Raw genomic sequence first — 19685 nt, 5'->3', positions numbered from 1 at the left:
CACCTCTGCGGTGGGTCGCGGCTTGCGCCGCTCCTACCCTGAAGCGCGACGCAGGCGCCGGCTTGCGCCATGGACGGGTCTGCACCCCGCGGTCAGAATGCGGACGTCTGCCGCACCGTCCCTCCGAGGCGAGCACCGGATGAGTTTTCTCCAGCGACTGCGCGTCGACAGCTTCACCCTGGCCCTGCTGGCGGCGGTCGCGCTGGCCTGGTGGTTTCCGCTCGGCGGCGCGCCGGCCGCGGCCCTCGACGGCTTCACTAATATCGCCATCGCCGCGCTGTTCTTCCTGCACGGCGCGCGGCTGTCGCGCGAATCCATCCTCGCCGGCGCCCTGCATTGGCGCCTGCATCTGCTGATCTTCGCCAGCACCTTCGTGTTGTTTCCCTTGCTCGGCCTGGCGCTGAAGCCTTTGTCCGGGCGCTTGCTGACGCCTGAGCTGTACTTGGGGCTGCTGTTCCTGTGCACCCTGCCCTCGACCGTGCAGTCCTCGATCGCCTTCACCTCGATGGCCGGCGGCAACGTGCCCGCGGCGGTGTGCAGCGCCTCGGCATCGAGCCTGCTCGGCGTGTTCCTGACGCCCTTGCTGATGAGCGCGCTGGCCGGCGCGCAAGGCGCGATGGCGGACCCGGCCGAAGCCATCGGCAAGATCATGCTGCAACTGTTGTTTCCGTTCGTCGCCGGGCATCTGCTGCGGCGCTGGATCGACGGCTGGGTCGAACGCCGGCGCGCGCTGTTGCGCTATACCGACCAGGGCACGGTGCTGCTGGTGGTCTACACCGCCTTCGCCGCCTCGGTGGCCACCGGGCTGTGGCAGAGCACGCCGGTGCAGGCCTTGTACGTCGTCTTCGCGGTCTGCGCGCTGCTGTTGGCGATAGTGATGCTCGCCACGACCTTCGCCGCGCGCCGCCTCGGCTTTTCGCGCGAAGACGAAATCGCGATCGTGTTCTGCGGTTCCAAGAAGAGCCTGGCCACCGGCGTGCCGATGGCCAAGATCCTGTTCGCCAGCAGCGTGCTCGGTGCGATCGTGCTGCCGGTGATGGTGTTCCACCAGATCCAGCTGATCGTCTGCGCGCAGGTCGCGCGCCGTTATGCGCGCCGGTCGCTGCCGGCGCGCCCGGCCGAAGACGTCGCCGATTGAATCCCGGCGCGCCCGGTCGAACCGCTCAGCGCGCGTCCTTGACCACCTCGCCGCCCTTGATCACCACCGGCACGGCTTCGAGCAAGGCGACGTTCTGGGTCGGGTCGCCGGCGACCGCGATGAGGTCGCCCCAGCGGCCTTTTTCGATTACGCCGACGTCCTGGCTGCCCAGCGCTTCGGCCGCGTTCGCGGTCGCCGCCTGGATGGCCTGCGCCGCGCTCATGCCGTAGCGCTGCATCACCGCGAACTGGCGGCCGTTCTGGCCGTGCGGATAGACCCCGGTGTCGGTGCCGTAGACCATCTTCACCCCGGCCTGATGGGCGCGGCGGAAGTTCTCGCGCTGGATGTCGGCCACTTCGCGGTCCTTGCGCAGGTTGTCTTCGAGCACGCCGTTTTTCTTGCCCTCGGCCTGGGTGTAGTCGGTGTTGTAGATGTCCATCGACAGCCAGGTGCCGTGCTGCTTGGCCAGGCGGATGCCTTCCTCGTCGATCAGGCTGGCGTGCTCGATGGTGTCGATGCCGGCACGGATCGCGTCCTTGATGCCGCTGGTGCCGTGCGCGTGCGCGGCGACCTTGAGGCCCCAGCGATGCGCCTCGTCGGCCACCGCCTTCATTTCCTCCAGGCTCAGTTGCTGTTGCCCGGGCTCGGTATTGCGCGAAAACACGCCGCCGGTGGCGCAGATCTTGATCACCTGTGCGCCGTACTTGCGCAGCTCGCGCACGCGCTGGCGCGCCTGCTCGGGCGAGTCGGCGTTGTAGGGGCTGCGCTGCTGCATCGACGGCGGGAAGAAAGTCGAGTCGCAATGGCCGCCGGTGGCGCCGAAGCCGTAGGCGGCCGAGACGATGCGCGGGCCGCGCAGCTTGCCCTCGTCGATGGCCTGGCGCAGGCCGACGTCGTTCCAGGCATCGGCGCCGAGATTGCGCACCGTGGTGAAGCCGGCGGCCAGCGTGTCCTGGGCGTGCTTGACCGCGAGCACCGACCAGAAGCGGTCGTTGAATTGCAGGCCGGTGTAGCCGCCGTAGGTCGGGTCGGCGTCGAGGTGGGTGTGCATGTCGATCAGACCCGGCAGCAGGGTCATGCCGGGCAGGTCGAGGCGTTGCGCGCCGGCCGGCGCGGTGTCGCCGGCCCGGCCGACCTCGACGATGCGGCCGTCGCGGATCAGCACCTGCGGGTTGTCGAGCAGGCGCCCGCTGCGCGAATCGAACAGCTTGGCCGCGGTGACCACCAGTTCGCGCGGCGGTGCGGCGGCGTCCTGCGCCTGCGCGGCATTGGCCGCCGACAGCGGCAACAGCGCCACGATCGAGTACGCGATCCGGTTTCTCATCGACGACCTTCCTCCAGCAATTGGGCGCCGGCGCGGCGCGGACGATCAATGCATCCGCTGCAGCTCGAACAAAGGCGCCGACTGCATCGACGACGGCAGCCAGTGGTCGATCAGCAGGAATGCGAACAACACCATCAAGTAGACGATCGAGTAGTTGAAAACCCGCATCGCGTACAGCTCGTCGGGCGGGTCCATGAGCTTCCAGGCGTGGTAGAGGAACACCGCGTCCAGCACCAACACCCCGAACAGATAGAAATAGCCGCTCATGCCGAACACGCACGGCAGCACCGAAACGACCGTCAGCAGGATCGTATAGAACAGGATCTGCCAGCGGGTGTATTCGACGCCGTGGGTGACCGGCAGCATCGGCACCATCGCCCGCGCATAGTCGGCGCGGCGGAAGATCGCCAGGGCCCAGAAATGCGGCGGCGTCCATACGAAGATGATCAGCACCAGCAACAAGGCATGGGCCCAGTCCCACTCGCCCCGCATGCCGGTGACCGCGGCCCAGCCGAGCAGCGGCGGCGCCGCGCCGGCGATACCGCCGATGACGATGTTCTGCGGCGTCGCGCGCTTCAGGAACACGGTATAGACCACCGCGTAACCGATCAGCGAGGCGAAGGTCAGCCACGCGGTCAGCGCGTTGACCCAGACCACCAGGATGGTCATCGACAAGGCCGCCAGGATCAGCGCGAACACCAGCGCCTGGGTCGGCGAGACCTGCCCGGCCACGATCGGCCGCCACGAGGTGCGCGCCATCTTGGCGTCGATGCGCGAGTCCAGCAGTTGGTTGATGGTCGCCGCCGAAGCCGCGGCCAGCCAGATGCCGAAAAAGCCGAGCACCGACTCGCGCAACGGCGGCCAGCCCGGCACGGCCAGGAACATGCCGACGAAGGCGGTGAACACGATCAGCGCGACGACGCGCGGCTTGGTCAGGTCCCAGTACTGCTTGGCGGTCGGGCGCTTTACGGCGTTCATCAGGACTCCGGCGTGCGCAGGCGTGCGAGCAGCGATACCAGCACGAACAACAGCAGCGCGGCGCCGGCGTTGTGCGCGACCGCGACTACCAGCGGCAGGCCGAGCTTGACGTTGGCGATGCCCAGGCCGACCTGGGCCAGGGTCAATGCGCCGAGCAGGCTCGCCCAGCCGCGCATGCCGGGCGTGCGCAACAGCTTCACGGTCAGGCCCAGCAGGTACACGAAGACCACGCCGGCCATGATGCGGTGGGCCAGTTGGATCGCGATGCGGGCCTCGCCGTCGAGGATGCCGCCTTCGTAGTCCACGCCGATGCCGCGCCACAGCACGAAGGCTTCGCCGAAGTCGCGGCGCGGCCACCACTGGCCGACGCAGGTCGGGAAATCGTTGCCGCAGGCGAGCGCGGCGTAGTTGGCGCTGGTCCAGCCGCCGAGCGCGATCTGTACGCCGAGCACGGCGATGCCGATCATCACCAGGCGCCGCACGATCGAGGCGTCGGCCAGGCGGATCGGCTGGCCGATCGCGCGCCACGCGGTCCACACCAACAACGAGAACGTCAGCAGGCCGCCGAGCAGATGGCCCATGACCACGACCGGCTTGAGCAGCCAGGTCACCGTCCACATGCCGAGCAGGGCCTGGAAGATGATCACCGCCAGGGTCAGCGCCGACACCCGCGACAGATCGGTGTTGCTCCAGCGCAGCGCCGCGGCGAGCAGGACGGCTTCGCCGACGATCGCCAGCGCCGAGGCGGCGACGTGCTGGCCTTTCATGTACAGCGGTATGGCGATGGCCACGACCGCGGCGGCGGCGATCACCTGCGGCACGCCGTAGGCGCGCTTGCGCGCCGACACCAGCGCCAGGATCAGCACCAGCACGCCGAGCAGGCCGGCGATCATGCGATGGAACTGCTCGCGCCAGGCCTTGTGCACTTCGACCGGACGGATCGCGGTGGCGAGGTGGTCGGTGATTTCATGCGCGCTGGTCGGCCAGGCCGCGCGGCCGTAGCAGGTCGGCCAGTCCGGACAGCTCAGGCCGGCGTTGGACAGGCGCACGAAGGCGCCGAACACGATCACGCACAGCGCCAGCGCGACCGCCAGCCAGGCGATGCGATGGAAATTCTTCGACAGGCCGGTCTTGCTCAGGCCGTTCGTGAACGGATCGGACGATCCGGACTTGTTGGTTACGCTCATTCGAAACTCGTTCCTAGCCAACTCTGTCGCCTGACTCGTGCGGCCGGGCTGGTGCCGGCCGCGGGGTCGCCATTACGCGGGTTCTCGACCGCCGCTCACATCAGTTTCAGCAGCTTGGCCAGGTCGGCGCGCAGCCCGCCCGGATCGGTGCCGGGAGCGTAGCGCAGAATCACGAAGCCGTTCGGGTCGACCACGTACAGCGGCACGCCGGCCGGATCGCTCAGGCGCGGCAGCTGCGCGCGCAGCTCCGGCGACGGGCCGAGCACGCGCAGGCTGGCCGGGCGCTTGGCGCCGGCCGGCGGCTCGCCGAGCCAGAGCACGTCGACGTGGTCGGCGTCCTTGCCGAACAGCTGCCAGACCGTGTCGAGCTGCTGCGACAACTCGACGCAGGCCTCGGCGCAATCCGGCGCCGGCGCGACCACGATGCGCCAGATCCGCGCCGGCGGGTTCCAGGCATAAACGCTGCCGTCGGCCAGGCGCGGCTGCAGTGCGCGCAGGTCGGGCTTGGGCTCGAGCAGTTCGCCGTGCTGGCGGCTCACCGCCGGGTGGTGGTTGGTGAAACGCATGACCCCGGCGATCAGCATCGGCACGAAGAAGAATGCGGCGATCAGCACCAGCACCCAACGGTTGCGATTGCGCTGCGCGGTATTGACGGGTGTGTTCATCGGCTGGTTATCGACGCTGAGGACGGAACGTAAGGATCAGGGCGGTGATCAGCACCGCCAGGGCGAGCGCGAACCACTGCAGCGAGTAGCCGCGGTGTTTGTCCGGCGGCAAGGTGTTGGCGAGCAGTTCCAGGTCGCGCTCGTAACCGAGCTTGAGCGCCGGGTCCAGGCGCAGCACGCGCGGCGCAAGCGGCACCGACAGGCCGGTGGCGCCGGCGATCGCCTTCGGGTCGACCCGGGTCAGCAGCCAGCCCTCGCCTTCGCGGCCGATGCCCGGGCCCAGCGCAAGACCGGTCGACGGCGGTGGCGCCAGCAGCCCGCGCAGCAGCAACTCGCCCTCGGGCCTGGCGATCAACGGCAGTTTGCGATCGCCGCCGAGCGGCAGCCAGCCCAGGTCGACCAGCATCGGCCCGCCCTGCAGCGGCACGAAGATGCGGTAGGCGCGCACGCCGGCGCGGCCGTTGCGCTGCTGGTTGTCGAGCAGCAGGGCGCCGCGCTGGTCGAACCGGCCCAAGCCCTGGGCCCAGTCGTAATCGCGGCCGCGGGCCGGGTCGTCGGCGGCGGCCAGCGACAGCGGCTTGCGCTCGTTGAGGACCGCGGCGGCGGCGTCGAGCATGGCCTGCTTCTCGACCGCGCGCCGGCCCTGCCACAGCCCCAGGTTGGCGAACAGCGCGATCGCGGCGACCGCGAGCGTCCAGCCGAACAGCAGTGTGCCGCGCCGGCTCACCCCATCCTCCCTGCGGGCTGCGATAATCCGCGCATCGCACCCGCGCGCGCATCGCGCGCATTCGGTGCATACGCGCGCACGCTGCGCGCACTCAAGGAGCCCGCGGTGAACGAGTCGCTGAAGATTCTGCTGGTGGTCGGCTTCCTGATCGTCATCCTCTGGAACCTGGGTGCAGGCCTGTATTACATGCTGGTGGACAAGGGCCAGAGCAAACGCACGGTCAATGCGCTGACCCGTCGCATCGCGCTGTCCATCGCGCTGATCGCCATCATCGTGTTCGCGATGTGGATGGGCTGGATCGAACCGCACGGGATCGGCTCCAACCCGAACTGATCCTGGCAGGCTCAGTCTTCACTGAGCCTGCATGGCTGAGCGCGCTTGGCTGGCCCGATGGCTGCGACGCTGCGATATCCGCACCGGCGGCGCACCGTTCACAACGCCCGTCCGCTACTGCAACAAAAAAACGAAAGGCCGGCAGCGCCGGCCTCTCGTCGTGCTTTGCCGATCCTGCCGTCGCGCTTACAGCACGTAGACGAACAGGAACAGGCCCAGCCAGACCACGTCGACGAAGTGCCAGTACCAGGCCACCGCCTCGAACGCGAAGTGGTTGTCCTTGTCGAAATGGCCCTTGAGGCAACGGAACCAGATGATCGCCAGCATGATCGTGCCCAGGGTCACGTGCAGGCCGTGGAAACCGGTGAGCATGAAGAAGGTCGAACCGTAGATGCCCGAACCCAGGGTCAGGTTGAGCTCGGTGTAGGCGTGGATGTATTCCTCGGCCTGGAAGAACAGGAACAGGCAGCCCAGCAGCACGGTCAGGCCCAGCCAGACCAGCAGCGACTTGCGGTGACCGCCCTTGAGCGCGTGGTGCGCGATGGTGACGGTCGAGCCGGAGGTCAGCAGGATCAGGGTGTTGAGCAGCGGCAGGCCCCAGGCCGGAATGGTCTGGAACACGCCACCGACCGCGGCCGGGCCGCTGCTCGGCCAGGCGGCGCTGAACTGCGGCCACAGCAGGCTGTTGGTCATCACGCCGTCGCCTTCGCCGCCGAGCCACGGCAAGGCCAGGGTGCGGGCGTAGAACAACGCGCCGAAGAAGGCGGCGAAGAACATCACCTCGGAGAAGATGAACCAGATCATCCCCATCCGGAACGAGACGTCGACCTGCTTGTTGTAGTTGCCGCGCACCGATTCGCGAATGACGTCGCCGAACCAGCCGAACAGCACGCCGACCATCATCGCCAGGCCGACGAAGAACACCGGCTTGCCCCAGCTGACTTCGTTGAGCCAGCTGGCGACGCCGATCATGGTCGTGAACAGACCGATCGAACCGAGGAACGGCCAGCGGCTGCTGTGCGGCACGTAGTAGATGTTGGCGTCTGGCGTGTGAGCGTGGGCCATGGCGGCGTTCCAGTGATAAGTGGTGCTGGTTTGAATGGTGCTGAGCCGCTTACGGCGCCGACAGCGGCGAGGACGCGGTCTTGGACACCGTTCCTTGCTGCAGGCGCGCCGTGAGCACGTCGTTCTTGGAGAAAGTGTAGGACAGCGTGATCGTCTTGATCTCGGCCGGCAGATTCGGGTCGACGATGAAGCGCACTGGCATGTCGCGCGACTCGCCCGCCTGCAGGGTCTGGGCGGTGAAGCAGAAACACTCGGTCTTGTTGAAATAACCCGAGGCCCGCGCCGGCGCGACCGACGGCGAGGCGCTGCCGACGATGGCGCGGTCGGTGGTGTTGCGGGCGTAGTAAGTGGTTTCGTACTGCTCGCCCGGGCGCACCTGCATGCTGAACTGGTGCGGCTTGAAGTCCCACGGCAGCTTGGAATTGACGCTGCCGTCGAACTGCACCGTGACCATGCGGCCGGCGACGGGCGCAGCCGCCGCCTGGGCCTCGACCACGCCGCGTTCCAGGCGGATGCCGAACACCTTCTCGCAGGCGATGCGGTACATCGGCACCAGGGCGAAGGTGAAGCCGAACGCACCCAGCGCGACCAGCACCATCAGCCGGGTCATTTTCGGGCTCGCCTGGCGGCGGACCTCGGCGTTGGCCTTGGCGTCGTCGGCGCTCATTGCGACAGCACCCCGGTCAGGATGAAGGCGACGTAGACCGCCACCGCGGCCAGCCCGAACCACAGCGCCGTGCGGCGCGCGGCCGATCGGCGATGAGCGAGGTCGTGCGGGTCGTGGGACTGAGTCATCTTGATTCGCCTGGGCCGCGGAGGCGCGCTACCGGATCGAAGCGCTCACTGCCGGGGCCCGTCGCGGGGTCCTGTGTCCTGTCGGGTTCAGTGGGTGATGTCGCCGTGGGCCAGGTCGCCGTCGCGGATCACCGGCGGCGTACCGAAGGTGTGGTGCGGGGCCGGGCTCGGCACCGTCCACTCCAGACCGCGTGCGCCTTCCCAGGCGCGCGCCTCGGCCTTGGCGCCGACGCTCTTCGAGCGCAGCAGGATGAAGGCCATCATGAACGGCGTGACGAACATGCCGAACGCGCCGATCGAGCTGACCAGGTTCCAGTCCGCGAACACCACGTTGTAGTCCGGGATGCGGCGCGGCATGCCGGCCAGGCCCAGGAAGTGCTGCGGAAAGAACAGCAGGTTGACGAAGATCATCGTCCACCAGAAATGGAACTTGGCCATCGGCTCGCTGTACATGCGGCCGGTCCACTTGGGCCACCAGAAGTACACCGCGGCGATGATCGAGAACAGCGCGCCGGTCACCAGCACGTAGTGGAAGTGCGCGACCACGAAGTAGGTGTCGTGGTACTGGAAGTCGGCCGGCACGATCGCCAGCATCAGGCCCGAGAAACCGCCGATGGTGAACAGGATCACGAACGAGATCGCCCACAGCATCGGCGCCTCGAACGACATCGAACCGCGCCACATCGTGGTGACCCAGTTGAACACCTTCACGCCGGTCGGCACCGCGATCAGCATGGTCGCGAACATGAAGTAGATCTCGCCACCGAGCGGCATGCCGACGGTGAACATGTGGTGGGCCCACACGATGAACGAGAGGAAGGCGATCGAAGCGGTCGCGTACACCATGGCCTGGTAGCCGAACAGCGGCTTGCGGGCGAAGGTCGGGATGATCTCCGAGACCACGCCGAACGCCGGCAGGATCATGATGTAGACCTCGGGGTGACCGAAGAACCAGAAGATGTGCTGGAACATCACCGGGTCGCCGCCGCCGGCCGCGTTGAAGAACGAGGTGGCGAAGAACTTGTCGGTCAGCAGCATCGTCACCGCGCCGGCCAGGACCGGCATCACCGCGATCAGCAGGAAGGCGGTGATCAGCCAGGTCCAGCAGAAGATCGGCATCTTCAACAGGTCCACGCCCGGGGCGCGCATGTTGAGGATGGTGGCGATGACGTTGATCGCGCCCATGATCGAGCTGATGCCCATCATGTGGATGGCGAAGATCGCGAAGGCGACGTTGTTGCCGCCCTGCAGCGACAACGGCGGGTACAGGGTCCAGCCGCCGGCCGGCGCGCCGCCGTCCAGGAACAGCGTCATCAGCAGCAGGGTGAAGGCGAACGGCAGGATCCAGAACGACCAGTTGTTCATGCGCGGCAGCGCCATGTCCGGCGCGCCGATCTGCAGCGGGATCATCCAGTTGGCCAGGCCGACGAAGGCCGGCATGACGCCACCGAAGATCATCACCAGCGCATGCATGGTGGTCATCTGGTTGAAGAACTCGGGCTTGACGAGCTGCAGGCCCGGCTCGGCCAGCTCGGCACGGATCACCACCGACATCGCTGCGCCGATGATGAACATGACGAAGCTGAAGATCAGGTACAGCGTGCCGATGTCCTTGTGGTTGGTCGAGAAGAACCAACGCTCGATGAAGCCCTGCTTGTGGGCGTGATCATCGTGGTGATCGTGATGATCGGCGACGGGGTGCGTGGCTGCCATGGCCTACCTCTGAAGAATGCTGACGATCAACCGACGACCGCTGCGTGCGGAGCCGCGGCGGTCGTGGTGTCGGTGTTCGGGGCTGCGGCGGAAGCCGGAGCGGCATCGGCCGGAGCGGCCGCAGGTGCAGCAGCCGGAGCCGCCGGCGCGGCGGCGGGAGCGGCCGGCGCGTTCTTGGCCTTCTGCTCGGCCAGCCACTGCTGGTATTCGGCCTTGGGCAGCGCGCGCACGACGATCGGCATGAAGCCGTGGTCCTTGCCGCACAGCTCGGCGCACTGGCCGCGGTAGACGCCAGGCTCCTTGATCTCGGTCCAGGCCTCGTTGACGATGCCCGGGATCGCGTCCTGCTTCCAGCCCAGCGCCGGCACCCACCAAGCGTGGATGACGTCGTCGGCGGTGATCACGAAGCGGATCTTGGTGTCGGTCGGCAGCACCAGGACGTTGTCGACGTCGAGCAGGTAATGCTCGTGCTCGGCCTTGGTGACGAGCTTGCCGGCCTGGCGCAGTTGGTCGCTCTTGCGGTCCAGGCGGCTGGTGAAGGAGACGTTCTCGCCCAGGTAGTCGTACTTCCACATCCACTGGAAGCCGGTGACCTTGACCGTCATCGCGGCGTTGCGGGTGTCGTACATCGCGATCAGCTTGCTGGTGGCCGGGAAAGCCATCAACACCAGCAGCGCCACCGGCACCACGGTCCAGATGATCTCGAGCTTGGTGCTGTGGGTGAAGTCCTTGTCGGCGACGGCGCCCTTGGACTTGCGGAATCTGAACATGGCCACGGCCATCGCGCCGAAGACCAGGATGCCGATCACCACGCAGACCCACAGCGCGAACATGTGCGCCGAGTAGGCGTTCATCGACTGGGCGGTCACGCCCTTGCCCATATTCAGCTGCCACGGCTTGGGATCGGCCGCCTGAGCAAACGCAAGGACAGGCAACGCCGATGCGGCGACGCCCGCTGCCCACTGCTTGAAACGACCGGCTTTCATCAGTTCGAGCCCCGAAAAATCAGTGTGGTTTTCGTTTTCGTGCTCCGCGGGCTGCCCCTCCCGCCCCGTCCGCGCCGGTGTCCTGGGCGTGAGGCTATGCGGAAGAAGGTGGCTGGCGAGCCCTGTCGAGGGCCCATCACGCCGGGATCGGCGCTACGGATAACCGAGAAATGGTAGCGGCCGCCCCGTCCTGCGGCAACCCGGAAGTGCTAGCCCCAACCGGTCCGGAAACCGTCCGTGCCCCGCAGCGACAGGCTTTGCGCGGCAGTTCGGCGCCTCATCGAGGTGTCGATGAGCGCCGATCGCAAGCGTGACGGACGCAAGTTGCGGTGGTCCGGTGCGCGCAACGCGCGGATCGGGCTCGCCGGAACGACTGCAGCTGCCGCTCCGACACCCGGTCCGACGGCCCGGGCCGACCGGGTTGCCGCCGATGCGACGGCGCTCTCGTACCGGGTCGGCCCACGAACCGATCCGGTACAGGCCGCGACCGATAGAAAGCTCTAAAATGCCGGACTTCCCACCCCAGTGCCGGGTCCGATGTCCACCAACGTCTCTTCCACCGTCGCCCACGACGGTCCGCCGGCGCGCTCTAGCGCTGCGCTTTCCAACGCGCAGCCCTCAGGCGCGATGATCAGCCCCGAACTGCCCTCGCCGCCTTCGGGTCCGCGCGCGGCCCTGACCGCCGGCTGGGTCCGCGACGAAGCCGAACACGTCCGCCACCTGCTCGATCTGGCGCGCCTGCCGGCCGCCGACCGCGACGCCGCCCAGGCCACCGCGGCCGAACTGGTCAAGCGCGTGCGCGCCCGTGCCCAGGACCAGGGCGCGATCGAAGCCTTCATGCGCCAATACGACCTCGGCAGCGAGGAAGGCGTGCTGCTGATGTGCGTCGCCGAAGCGCTGCTGCGCATCCCCGACCAGGAAACCGCCGACAAGCTGATCCGCGACAAGCTCGGCGAAGCCGACTGGAAGCGCCACCTGGGTCAATCGGACTCGGTGCTGGTCAACGCCTCGACCTGGGGCCTGATGCTGACCGGCAAGCTGGTCGACCTCAACGACGACACCAAGCGCGACGTCCATAACGCCTTCAAGCGCCTGGTCGGCCGGGTCGGCGAACCGGTGATCCGCCTGGCCGTGCGCCAGGCGATGCGCATCATGGGCCACCAGTTCGTGATGGGCCGCACCATCGGCGAAGCGCTGTCGCGCTCGAAGAAGGGCGACAACGCCAACTACCGCTATTCCTTCGACATGCTCGGCGAAGGCGCGCTGACCACCAAGGACGCCCTGCGCTATCTGCAGGCTTACCGCGACGCCATCCATGCGATCGGCAGGAGCGCGCAGTCGGGCAACTCTGCCGACAAGGACGCCGTGTTCGGCGCGCCGTCGATCTCGGTCAAGCTGTCGGCGCTGCATCCGCGTTACGAACATGCCAAGCGCGAACGCGTATTCGCCGAACTGACCCCGCGCGTGCTCGAACTGGCGCAGCTGGCGCGCAATTACGGCATCGGCTTCACCATCGACGCCGAAGAAGCCGACCGCCTGGAGATGTCGCTCGACGTGATCGCCGCGGCCTATGCCGATCCTTCGCTCGACGGCTGGGAAGGCTACGGCCTGGCGATCCAGGCCTACCAGAAGCGCGCGCCGGAGGCGATCGACTTCATCGCCGACCTGGCCCGCAAGACCGGCCGCCGCATTCCGGTGCGCCTGGTCAAGGGCGCGTACTGGGACAGCGAGGTCAAGCGCGCCCAGGTCGACGGACAGGCCGGCTACCCGGTGTTCACGCGCAAGCCGAACACCGACGTGTCCTATCTGGCCAACGCGCGCCGCATGCTCGAAGCCGGCGACGCGATCTACCCGATGTTCGCCACCCACAACGCCCAGACCATCGCGACGATCCACCAGCGCGCCAAGGCGATGGGCCGCGAGCGTCACTACGAGTTCCAGAAGCTGCACGGCATGGGCGACGACCTCTACGCCGAGGTCATCCCCTCGCATCGTCTCGACGTGCCCTGCCGCGTCTACGCGCCGGTCGGTTCGCACGAAGACCTGCTGCCCTACCTGGTGCGCCGCCTGCTCGAGAACGGCGCCAACTCCAGCTTCGTCAACCGCATCACCGACGAGAGCATCGCGATCGACGAGTTGATCCAGGACCCGGTCGAGACCGTCTCCGCGTTCGCCAGCATTCCCCACCCGCGCATTCCGCTTCCGGCCGACCTCTATCGCAGCTACGCGGCTACTAATAAGTATTCCGACAGGACCAATTCCATGGGCGTCAATCTCGCCAACGACCAGCAACTGCAGACCCTCGCCGCCGAAGTCAACGCCGCCGTCGGCGACTGGCGCGCCGCGCCGCTGGTGCCGGGCGCGACCGTCACCGGTCCGAACATCGCCGTGACCAACCCGGCCGACCGCCGCGAAACCGTCGGCCAGTGGCAGGCCGCCGACAGCGCCACCGTCGAGCTGGCGCTGAAGAACGCGGTCGCCGCGCAGGAAGCCTGGGACTCGACCCCGGCCGCCAGCCGCGCCGCGATCCTCGAACATGCCGCCGACCTGCTCGAATCCAGGATGCCCGCCTACATCGCGCTGTGCACCAAGGAAGCCGGCAAGACCATCCCCGACGGCGTCGCCGAAGTGCGCGAAGCGGTCGACTTCCTGCGCTATTACGGCCAGCAGGCGCGCAAGCTGTTCGCGCCGGAAGCGCTGCCGGGTCCGACCGGCGAGTCCAACACCCTGCACCTGTCCGGCCGCGGTGTGTTCGTCTGCATCAGCCCGTGGAACTTCCCGCTGGCGATCTTCGCCGGCCAGATCTCGGCCGCACTCGCCGCCGGCAACAGCGTCATCGCCAAGCCGGCCGAGCAGACCAACCTGATCGGTTACTACGCGGTCAAGCTGCTGCACGAAGCCGGCGTGCCGGAAGCGGTGCTGCAGTTCCTGCCCGGCGACGGCGCCACCGTCGGCGCGGCGCTGACCCGCGACCCGCGCGTCGCCGGCGTTGCCTTCACCGGCTCGACCGACACCGCGCGCGCTATCAACCGCTCGCTGGCCGCGCGCGACGCCGCCATCGGCGTGCTGATCGCCGAGACCGGCGGCCAGAACGCGCTGATCGCCGACTCGTCCTCGCTGCCCGAGCAACTGGTCAAGGACGCGATCGGTTCGGCCTTCACCTCGGCCGGCCAGCGCTGCTCGGCCGCGCGCGTGCTGTTCGTGCAGGAAGACATCGCCGACAAGGTCACCACGATGCTGGCCGGCGCCATGGCCGAGCTGAAGATCGGCAACCCCGGTCTGCTGTCGACCGACGTCGGCCCGGTGATCGACGAAGACGCGCTGAAGATGCTCGTCGAGCACGCCGCGCGCATGGACCAGGAAGCGGTGAAGATCGCCGAAGTCGCGGTCGACGCCGACAGCGCCCACGGCAGCTTCTTCGCGCCGCGCGCCTATACGCTGAAGTCGCTCGACCAACTGCACAAGGAAGTGTTCGGCCCGGTGCTGCACGTGATCCGCTGGAAGGCCGACCAGCTCGATGCGGTGATCGATGCGATCAACGCGACCGGCTACGGCCTGACCCTCGGCATCCACTCGCGCATCGACGAGACCATCGAGCGCATCAGCGCCCGGGTCAAGGTCGGCAACTGCTACGTCAACCGCAACCAGATCGGCGCGGTCGTCGGCGTGCAACCCTTCGGCGGCCAGAACCTGTCCGGCACCGGCCCCAAGGCCGGCGGCCCGCACTACCTGCCGCGCTTCACCACCGAGAAGACCATCACCGTCAACACCACCGCGGCCGGCGGCAACGCCTCGCTGCTGACCTTGGGCGATTGATCGCAGCCCTCGTCGTCGGCCGCGCCCAAGCGCGGCCACGCAACGCGCACGGCGCGGCCCTCGGGTCGCGCCGTGTTCGTTTGGGGATTCGCGAATCGCAGGCCTCGCTCGTGCTCGTGCTTTTAGGGTAGGAGCGGCGCAAGCCGCGACCCAACCGAAGAGGTGTACGTCAGCGTCGTGCCCGAAGCCTGGACAGACGGGGTGAAATCTCGCAAAGCAAGCCGAACGGCCGGGCTTCGGTGGCTGCGCTTTCGATCGCCTCTTCGTTTGATCGCGGCTCGCGCCGCTCCTACCCCAAAGCCGTCGCGCCCCGGGCTCTGCGACGCCCATCGCATAACCGCTCACCTGTGGCCACACCGCGACCGAAGCCGCATGCAAGATAGGCGTCATCGCCCGCGGAGCTACGTCGATGTCCTGCAGACCCTGGTTGTCGGCCGCGTTGTTGTGCGCACTGACGGCCTGCGCTTCGCTCGCTCCCCTGCCGATCAAACCGGGCGACCCCAGCGCCTGCGGCGAACGCCGGCTCGACCGGGTGCTGTTCGGCATGAACAGTCCGTCCGGCCCGGTCAGCGACAGCCAATGGCAGGCCTTCCTGGCCGAGATCGTCACCCCGCGCTTTCCCGATGGCCTGACCATCTACCAGGCACAAGGCCAGTGGCGCGGCGCCAGCGGCGAGATCGAACGCGAGGATTCGCGCGCGATCGATCTCGTCCATACCGACACCGCGGACGGCCGTCGGCGCGTGGTCGAGATCGCCGACGAATACAAACGCCGCTTCCAACAGGAAGCGGTGCTGGTGATCAGCCTGCCGGCGCGCGCCTGCTTCGCCCAAGACAGTCTGGGCACACGGCGCGAATCGCCGGCGAGCTAAGCGGCGATGCTGCGCGCAACGCAATGCAGAAACATCACCGCACATCGGCCACACGAGGCCGCGCCTGGCCCAAGGCGAGGCAAGCCGAACTAAGCCGAACCGGCACCGACGCCGCCGAATGAGAAACCCGAAGCCGCCACGGCGTCCGCGCTCGTCCTCGGCAATGCGACCGCATCAACGCTTGAAATCGGTCGGCTGCTCGAGCTGATAGAAGGCATCGCCGATGTCCTCGAACTTGGCCGACAGCAGCGCATGGGCGTCGAGCACGCCGCGGTTGTAGAAATAAGCGCCGATCTCGTCGGCGATGAAATCGAGCATGAACTCGGCATCGAACCGGCCGATCGATTGCTTCAGCTCCTCGCTGAAGTAGCGCTGCAGCTTGGCGACGATCAGCGCCTTTTCTTCGTTGGAGAACTTGATGTCGCTCATGCCCTGGCGGCTCCGCATCGTTGGGGTGGACACGCCGCCGATGGCAGCGCTCGCAGCGTCTGCCGCGACGCTAGAGATAGCAGGGACGGATCGCACTCGCTGCGCCGCGCGCTACGACACATGCGTCCCGGCCTTACGGCGCGGCCGGACCGTCGATGCGCGAACTCCAGTCCTCGACCGCGCCGCGCGCGAGCCGCGCGTCGACCAGCTTGCGCCACGACGGCACCAACGGCAGCGCCAGCGCGGCCTGCAGTTCCTGCCGATCCAGGGTGCGGGTGTACAGCATCGTGGCGATGCGTTGCAGGCTCCACTGCGGCCACGGCCGTTCGACCAGGCTCAGCGCGTCGCCGGCCTCGACCTCGCCGGCTTCGAGCACGCGGTAATACCAACCGGTGCGGCCGCTGGCCTGCACCCGTCGCGCCATGTCGGCGATCGCGAAACGGTCGTTGAGCTTCCAGCACGGCTGGCGCGCCTGGCTGACTTCCAGCAACACCGTGCCGCAGCGGAAACAGTCGCCGAGACAGACCTCGGCTTCGGTCAGCCCGCTGCTGCTGAGGTTTTCGCCGAACGCACCGGGGCGGTCGAGCAGCGCGTGCGGACCGAGTTCCTCGCGCCAGGCGCGGTAGTGATCGTAGGGATAGTGATGCACGGCCTTGTCGGGGCCGCCGTGGACGCGACGGTCGCCCTGCTCGTCGCCGTCCAGACCCGACTCGTCGATGCGTGCACGGCCGGGCAACGGCGTCTTGGCGATCGCACTCATGCTGCCGGGTCGCGTATAGGGCCGGGCACGGCCGCACAGCAGCGCATCGACGAGGATGCGGCGGGAATCGGAAGAGACGTCAGCGCTCAATGAGGCGTCCTGTGCCGCGGCCTGCGGCGGGGCGTGGGAGCCGCCGCGAAACGCTCGGGCGGCGGTGCGCCCGGATTCTCGCACAGGCGATGCGCGCGGGCATGCCGTCTGCACCGCGGTCGAGCCTGCGTCTGAGCTCGAAAGCAAAGCCCGAGTCCCCAGGCCGGAGCAAAAAAAAGCCCCGCCGAAGCGGGGCTTTCGTTTACATCGATGTCGCGTCGATCAGAACTTGTACTGAGCGGCCAGACCGAACAGATCGGCGTGGCCCTTGTACGAACCCTGCAGGGTCGAACCGCTGCTGGAGACCGTGTTGATGGTCGGGCTGTCGATGGTGATGCGGGTATACGCCGCATCGACGCTCAGGTGCTCGTTGGCGTTCCAGGTCAGGCCGATCGAGTACAGGTTGCGATCGTTGTCGGGCAGACGCGGGGTACGCGCGTGATCGTTGGTCGGGGTTTCGTCGATCGCGACGCCGCCACGCAGGGTGAACGAGTCGCTGAGGTCGTACTCGGCGCCCAGCGCGTACATCATCGTGTCTTCCCAACCGAAGGCTTCGCTGGTGATCGGCGTGCCGTTGGCGCGGACGATATCGACCGACTGCAGCGAATGCCAATCGGTGGCCTGGATGTCGGCCATCATGCGGAACTGGTCGGTGAACTCGTACTGCAGGCTCAGCGTGTCCACGCTCGGCGTGGTCAGCTTGGCGCCGCCCGGACCGCTGTTGTACTGAGTGATGCCGCGCGCGGCGAACAGCGCGGAGACATTGCCCGGCTTGGTGAAATCGATCGTGCCTTCGAGCTCGTGATCGATTTCCGAGCGGTGCGAGTAACCGATCGAGAACTTGTCGGTCGGGCGGAAATGGAAGCCCAGGAGCCAACCGATACCGTAGTCGTCGCCCTTGACCTTGGCGTAGCCGTCGTTCTTCTGCGGACCGAACGGCGCGGCGACCGGGTTCGGGGTCACACAGGCGGCGACGCTGACGCGGCAGATCGCCGAGCCGAAGTCCACGGCATTGGTCAGGGTCGCTTCGGCGCGCTCATAGATCAGGCCGGCACCGACCGAGAAACGGTCGGTCAGCGCGACCGCGGCCGAGAAGGTCAGGTCGATGGTCTTCACTTCGGACTCGACGGCGTTGTAGCGGCCGACCCAGTCCTTGTCGTATTCGGTCTTCAGGCCGAACGGCGCGCTGAGGCTGGCGCCGAGGGTGAGCTTCTCGAACGAACCCGTCAGCGGCACCACGATCGACAGCGCCGGGACCGGCGTCGCGTCGCCCGGGTCGCCGCCGTTGCCGCCGGTGAGCGGACGCGCCAGCGGAGTGCCGGCTGCGGCCGAACCGCCGCCGGTGAACTTGGCGGTCAGGTCGATGATGGTGATGTCGCTGCGGACCGTGGTCGAGTCGACGTTGACCATCGCCGCCGGGTTGTTCGACACGACGGCGGCGTCGTTCTTGGCCACGCCACTACCGGCGAAGCTGCGGCCCTGGTTGCGGATGCTGTTTTCGCGGATCTGGAAGCCGGTCGCACCGGCCGAACCGACACTGATGACGCCGGCGATGCCGAGCGCGAGTGCGGTCAGGCGGGAGATGCGTTGTGAGGGTTGCATGCGTGTAGTCTCCGTTGGAGTATTTTTTTCGTCTAACACGGCCGTATACACGGTGCCGCGGGTTAGGCCCGGTTCCGCCGGAAACCCCTCCCGACGTACGACGCCGTATGCACTATAGCGCGGCTATTAACCGAACGCTAACAATACGCCCAAGACCGCAAACCCGTACCGAACCGATGTCGCAAAGCCAAGCCCCACGGACGTTTCCGCCTTTCGGCCCCCTCTCGGGAGCCGGCCCGGCCGTGCCCGACGGACGGAGCTGAGGCCGTGTTCGTCGCCATTCCCTCGCGCGAGCGGACCCGGCTGCGTTGGGCGACGCCGTTGCTGTTCGCCCTGCTCTGGCTGTGCTTCATCGTCTCGGCGGTGGTGCTGCCGGACCCGGAGCAGCGCCGGCTCATGCTCCAATGGGGCGCCCTGTCGGGTGGGCTGTCGAGCCCGCTGGCCTGGTTGGAGGCGATTCGCGACGGCAGCGCGCTGCGCCTGTTCAGCGCCCTGTTCCTGCACGCCGACTGGGCCCACCTGCTCGGCAACCTGGTGTTCCTGCTGATCTTCGGGCTGCCGGCCGAACGGGCGATGGGGCCATGGCGGCTGCTGGCGCTGTTCCTGTTCGGCGGTGCGGTCGCCAACCTGGCCGCAGTGATCGCGATCGGCACCCCCGACCGGCTGATCATCGGCGCCAGCGGCGCGGTCTCGGCACTGATCGGCGCCTACCTGGCCCTGTTCCCGAACGCAAAGCTCGGGGTGGTGGTGCCGCTGGGCCTGTTCCTGCAATTCGTCAAAGTCCCGGCGCCGTTGCTGATCGGGGTCTGGGCCCTGCTGCAGGTGCTCTTCACCTTCATCGGCCCGGCCTTCGGCGCGGTGGCCTGGTCGGCGCACCTGGCCGGTTTCGCCTTCGGCGGTGCGTTCGCCCTGATAGCGCGCGCCGGCATCGCCCGTCGGTTGCGGCGCAAGCGGGGCTACTAAGAGCCGGGACTCGGGACTGGGGACTCGGGACTCGAATGCGCGGCCTGTGGCTGGCTATCCCGCTTGAGAATCGCAACGGTAACCCAATATCTTCAGGTTCACCCTGAAACTAATCACCCGAGTCCCGAGTCCCGAGTCCCGAGTCCCGAGTCCCGAGTCCCGAGTCCCGAGTCCCGAGTCCCGAGTCCCGAGTCCCGAGTCCCGAGTCCCGAGTCCCGAGTCCCGAGTCCCGAGTCCCGAGTC

Annotated in this window: 19 protein-coding genes; 6 read left to right on the top strand and 13 right to left on the bottom strand. The window is 67.7% G+C overall.

Annotated elements, in window-relative coordinates; genetic code table 11:
- Window positions 1–139: 139 nt before the first annotated feature.
- Window positions 140–1138: a bile acid:sodium symporter family protein gene (locus ACTOWK_RS21630; RefSeq protein ID WP_441332155.1), complete on the top strand. Its 999-nt coding sequence runs from the start codon at window positions 140–142 to the stop codon at window positions 1136–1138.
- A gap of 25 nt (window positions 1139–1163) precedes the next feature.
- On the opposite strand, the gene ACTOWK_RS21625 is transcribed toward ACTOWK_RS21630, so the two are convergent.
- The 5 genes from ACTOWK_RS21625 to ACTOWK_RS21605 form a co-directional block, all read right to left on the bottom strand.
- Complete coding sequence (locus tag ACTOWK_RS21625; RefSeq protein ID WP_441332154.1) at window positions 1164–2462, bottom strand: Xaa-Pro dipeptidase; 1299 nt, start codon at window positions 2460–2462, stop codon at window positions 1164–1166.
- Between the two features lie 45 nt (window positions 2463–2507).
- On the bottom strand, window positions 2508–3440 hold the full coding sequence (gene cyoE, locus ACTOWK_RS21620; RefSeq protein ID WP_441332153.1) for a heme o synthase: 933 nt from the start codon (window positions 3438–3440) through the stop codon (window positions 2508–2510).
- Entirely contained in the window at window positions 3440–4627 is a 1188-nt protein-coding gene (locus ACTOWK_RS21615) for a COX15/CtaA family protein (RefSeq protein WP_441332152.1), read from the bottom strand. The genes cyoE and ACTOWK_RS21615 overlap by 1 nt, the downstream gene beginning before the upstream one ends.
- Window positions 4628–4722: 95 nt before the next feature.
- Window positions 4723–5292: a hypothetical protein gene (locus ACTOWK_RS21610; protein ID WP_441332151.1), complete on the bottom strand. Its 570-nt coding sequence runs from the start codon at window positions 5290–5292 to the stop codon at window positions 4723–4725.
- Window positions 5293–5299: 7 nt separating this feature from the next.
- Window positions 5300–6019 (bottom strand): SURF1 family protein, encoded by a 720-nt coding sequence (locus tag ACTOWK_RS21605; RefSeq protein WP_441332150.1) that lies wholly within the window; start codon window positions 6017–6019, stop codon window positions 5300–5302.
- Between the two features lie 105 nt (window positions 6020–6124).
- Here ACTOWK_RS21605 and ACTOWK_RS21600 point away from each other — a divergent pair, with 105 nt between their 5' ends.
- On the top strand, window positions 6125–6352 hold the full coding sequence (locus ACTOWK_RS21600; RefSeq protein ID WP_441332149.1) for a twin transmembrane helix small protein: 228 nt from the start codon (window positions 6125–6127) through the stop codon (window positions 6350–6352).
- A 186-nt stretch (window positions 6353–6538) separates the two neighbouring features.
- Here the strand turns inward: ACTOWK_RS21600 and ACTOWK_RS21595 are convergent, their stop codons facing one another.
- The 5 genes from ACTOWK_RS21595 to coxB form a co-directional block, all read right to left on the bottom strand.
- Window positions 6539–7417, bottom strand: a complete 879-nt coding sequence (locus ACTOWK_RS21595) for a cytochrome c oxidase subunit 3 (RefSeq protein ID WP_441332148.1) — start codon at window positions 7415–7417, stop codon at window positions 6539–6541.
- 49 nt (window positions 7418–7466) lie between these two features.
- Window positions 7467–8084 carry a cytochrome c oxidase assembly protein gene (locus ACTOWK_RS21590; protein WP_441332147.1) on the bottom strand — a complete coding sequence of 206 codons (618 nt, stop codon included), beginning with the start codon at window positions 8082–8084 and terminating at the stop codon, window positions 7467–7469.
- Window positions 8081–8212, bottom strand: a complete 132-nt coding sequence (locus ACTOWK_RS21585) for a hypothetical protein (protein ID WP_441332146.1) — start codon at window positions 8210–8212, stop codon at window positions 8081–8083. The genes ACTOWK_RS21590 and ACTOWK_RS21585 overlap by 4 nt, the downstream gene beginning before the upstream one ends.
- An 87-nt stretch (window positions 8213–8299) precedes the next feature.
- Window positions 8300–9925, bottom strand: a complete 1626-nt coding sequence (gene ctaD, locus ACTOWK_RS21580) for a cytochrome c oxidase subunit I (protein ID WP_441332145.1) — start codon at window positions 9923–9925, stop codon at window positions 8300–8302.
- Window positions 9926–9951: 26 nt separating this feature from the next.
- The gene (coxB, locus tag ACTOWK_RS21575; RefSeq protein ID WP_441332144.1) at window positions 9952–10911 is read right to left on the bottom strand and encodes a cytochrome c oxidase subunit II; all 960 of its coding nucleotides are present in this window, start codon (window positions 10909–10911) and stop codon (window positions 9952–9954) included.
- 291 nt (window positions 10912–11202) lie between these two features.
- On the opposite strand from coxB, the gene ACTOWK_RS21570 reads away from it, so the two are divergent.
- The 3 genes from ACTOWK_RS21570 to ACTOWK_RS21560 all read left to right on the top strand — a co-directional run bounded on the left by ACTOWK_RS21570 (window position 11203) and on the right by ACTOWK_RS21560 (window position 15598).
- Window positions 11203–11415 (top strand): hypothetical protein, encoded by a 213-nt coding sequence (locus tag ACTOWK_RS21570; RefSeq protein ID WP_441332143.1) that lies wholly within the window; start codon window positions 11203–11205, stop codon window positions 11413–11415.
- A gap of 123 nt (window positions 11416–11538) precedes the next feature.
- On the top strand, window positions 11539–14727 hold the full coding sequence (putA, locus tag ACTOWK_RS21565) for a bifunctional proline dehydrogenase/L-glutamate gamma-semialdehyde dehydrogenase PutA (protein WP_441332177.1): 3189 nt from the start codon (window positions 11539–11541) through the stop codon (window positions 14725–14727).
- A 409-nt stretch (window positions 14728–15136) separates the two neighbouring features.
- The gene (locus tag ACTOWK_RS21560) at window positions 15137–15598 is read left to right on the top strand and encodes a DUF3574 domain-containing protein (RefSeq protein WP_441332142.1); all 462 of its coding nucleotides are present in this window, start codon (window positions 15137–15139) and stop codon (window positions 15596–15598) included.
- Window positions 15599–15772: 174 nt separating this feature from the next.
- Here the strand turns inward: ACTOWK_RS21560 and ACTOWK_RS21555 are convergent, their stop codons facing one another.
- The 3 genes from ACTOWK_RS21555 to ACTOWK_RS21545 form a co-directional block, all read right to left on the bottom strand.
- On the bottom strand, window positions 15773–16027 hold the full coding sequence (locus tag ACTOWK_RS21555) for a DUF2164 domain-containing protein (protein WP_441332141.1): 255 nt from the start codon (window positions 16025–16027) through the stop codon (window positions 15773–15775).
- Window positions 16028–16160: 133 nt separating this feature from the next.
- A complete protein-coding gene (locus tag ACTOWK_RS21550; protein ID WP_441332140.1) occupies window positions 16161–16877 on the bottom strand; it encodes an MOSC domain-containing protein in 717 nt (238 codons plus the stop codon).
- A gap of 222 nt (window positions 16878–17099) precedes the next feature.
- Entirely contained in the window at window positions 17100–18479 is a 1380-nt protein-coding gene (locus ACTOWK_RS21545) for an OmpP1/FadL family transporter (RefSeq protein WP_441332139.1), read from the bottom strand.
- A gap of 267 nt (window positions 18480–18746) precedes the next feature.
- On the opposite strand from ACTOWK_RS21545, the gene ACTOWK_RS21540 reads away from it, so the two are divergent.
- A complete protein-coding gene (locus ACTOWK_RS21540) occupies window positions 18747–19442 on the top strand; it encodes a rhomboid family intramembrane serine protease (RefSeq protein ID WP_441332138.1) in 696 nt (231 codons plus the stop codon).
- Window positions 19443–19685 lie beyond the last annotated feature (243 nt).

This window comes from Lysobacter sp. CA196 (assembly GCF_052078695.1).
GTDB lineage: Bacteria > Pseudomonadota > Gammaproteobacteria > Xanthomonadales > Xanthomonadaceae > Lysobacter.
This window is presented reverse-complemented; position numbering and strand designations above follow the sequence as displayed.

What these genes read in the sequence shown, in the direction of transcription:
- putA (WP_441332177.1), top strand. Translation starts at nt 11,539, where the DNA reads ATGATCAGCCCCGAACTGCCCTCGCCGCCTTCGGGTCCGCGCGCGGCC.
- ACTOWK_RS21590 (WP_441332147.1), bottom strand. Translation starts at nt 8,084, where the DNA reads ATGAGCGCCGACGACGCCAAGGCCAACGCCGAGGTCCGCCGCCAGGCG.
- ACTOWK_RS21545 (WP_441332139.1), bottom strand. Translation starts at nt 18,479, where the DNA reads ATGCAACCCTCACAACGCATCTCCCGCCTGACCGCACTCGCGCTCGGC.
- ACTOWK_RS21615 (WP_441332152.1), bottom strand. Translation starts at nt 4,627, where the DNA reads ATGAGCGTAACCAACAAGTCCGGATCGTCCGATCCGTTCACGAACGGC.
- ctaD (WP_441332145.1), bottom strand. Translation starts at nt 9,925, where the DNA reads ATGGCAGCCACGCACCCCGTCGCCGATCATCACGATCACCACGATGAT.
- coxB (WP_441332144.1), bottom strand. Translation starts at nt 10,911, where the DNA reads ATGAAAGCCGGTCGTTTCAAGCAGTGGGCAGCGGGCGTCGCCGCATCG.
- ACTOWK_RS21595 (WP_441332148.1), bottom strand. Translation starts at nt 7,417, where the DNA reads ATGGCCCACGCTCACACGCCAGACGCCAACATCTACTACGTGCCGCAC.
- ACTOWK_RS21585 (WP_441332146.1), bottom strand. Translation starts at nt 8,212, where the DNA reads ATGACTCAGTCCCACGACCCGCACGACCTCGCTCATCGCCGATCGGCC.
- ACTOWK_RS21570 (WP_441332143.1), top strand. Translation starts at nt 11,203, where the DNA reads ATGAGCGCCGATCGCAAGCGTGACGGACGCAAGTTGCGGTGGTCCGGT.
- ACTOWK_RS21625 (WP_441332154.1), bottom strand. Translation starts at nt 2,462, where the DNA reads ATGAGAAACCGGATCGCGTACTCGATCGTGGCGCTGTTGCCGCTGTCG.
- ACTOWK_RS21630 (WP_441332155.1), top strand. Translation starts at nt 140, where the DNA reads ATGAGTTTTCTCCAGCGACTGCGCGTCGACAGCTTCACCCTGGCCCTG.
- ACTOWK_RS21610 (WP_441332151.1), bottom strand. Translation starts at nt 5,292, where the DNA reads ATGAACACACCCGTCAATACCGCGCAGCGCAATCGCAACCGTTGGGTG.
- ACTOWK_RS21560 (WP_441332142.1), top strand. Translation starts at nt 15,137, where the DNA reads ATGTCCTGCAGACCCTGGTTGTCGGCCGCGTTGTTGTGCGCACTGACG.
- cyoE (WP_441332153.1), bottom strand. Translation starts at nt 3,440, where the DNA reads ATGAACGCCGTAAAGCGCCCGACCGCCAAGCAGTACTGGGACCTGACC.
- ACTOWK_RS21555 (WP_441332141.1), bottom strand. Translation starts at nt 16,027, where the DNA reads ATGAGCGACATCAAGTTCTCCAACGAAGAAAAGGCGCTGATCGTCGCC.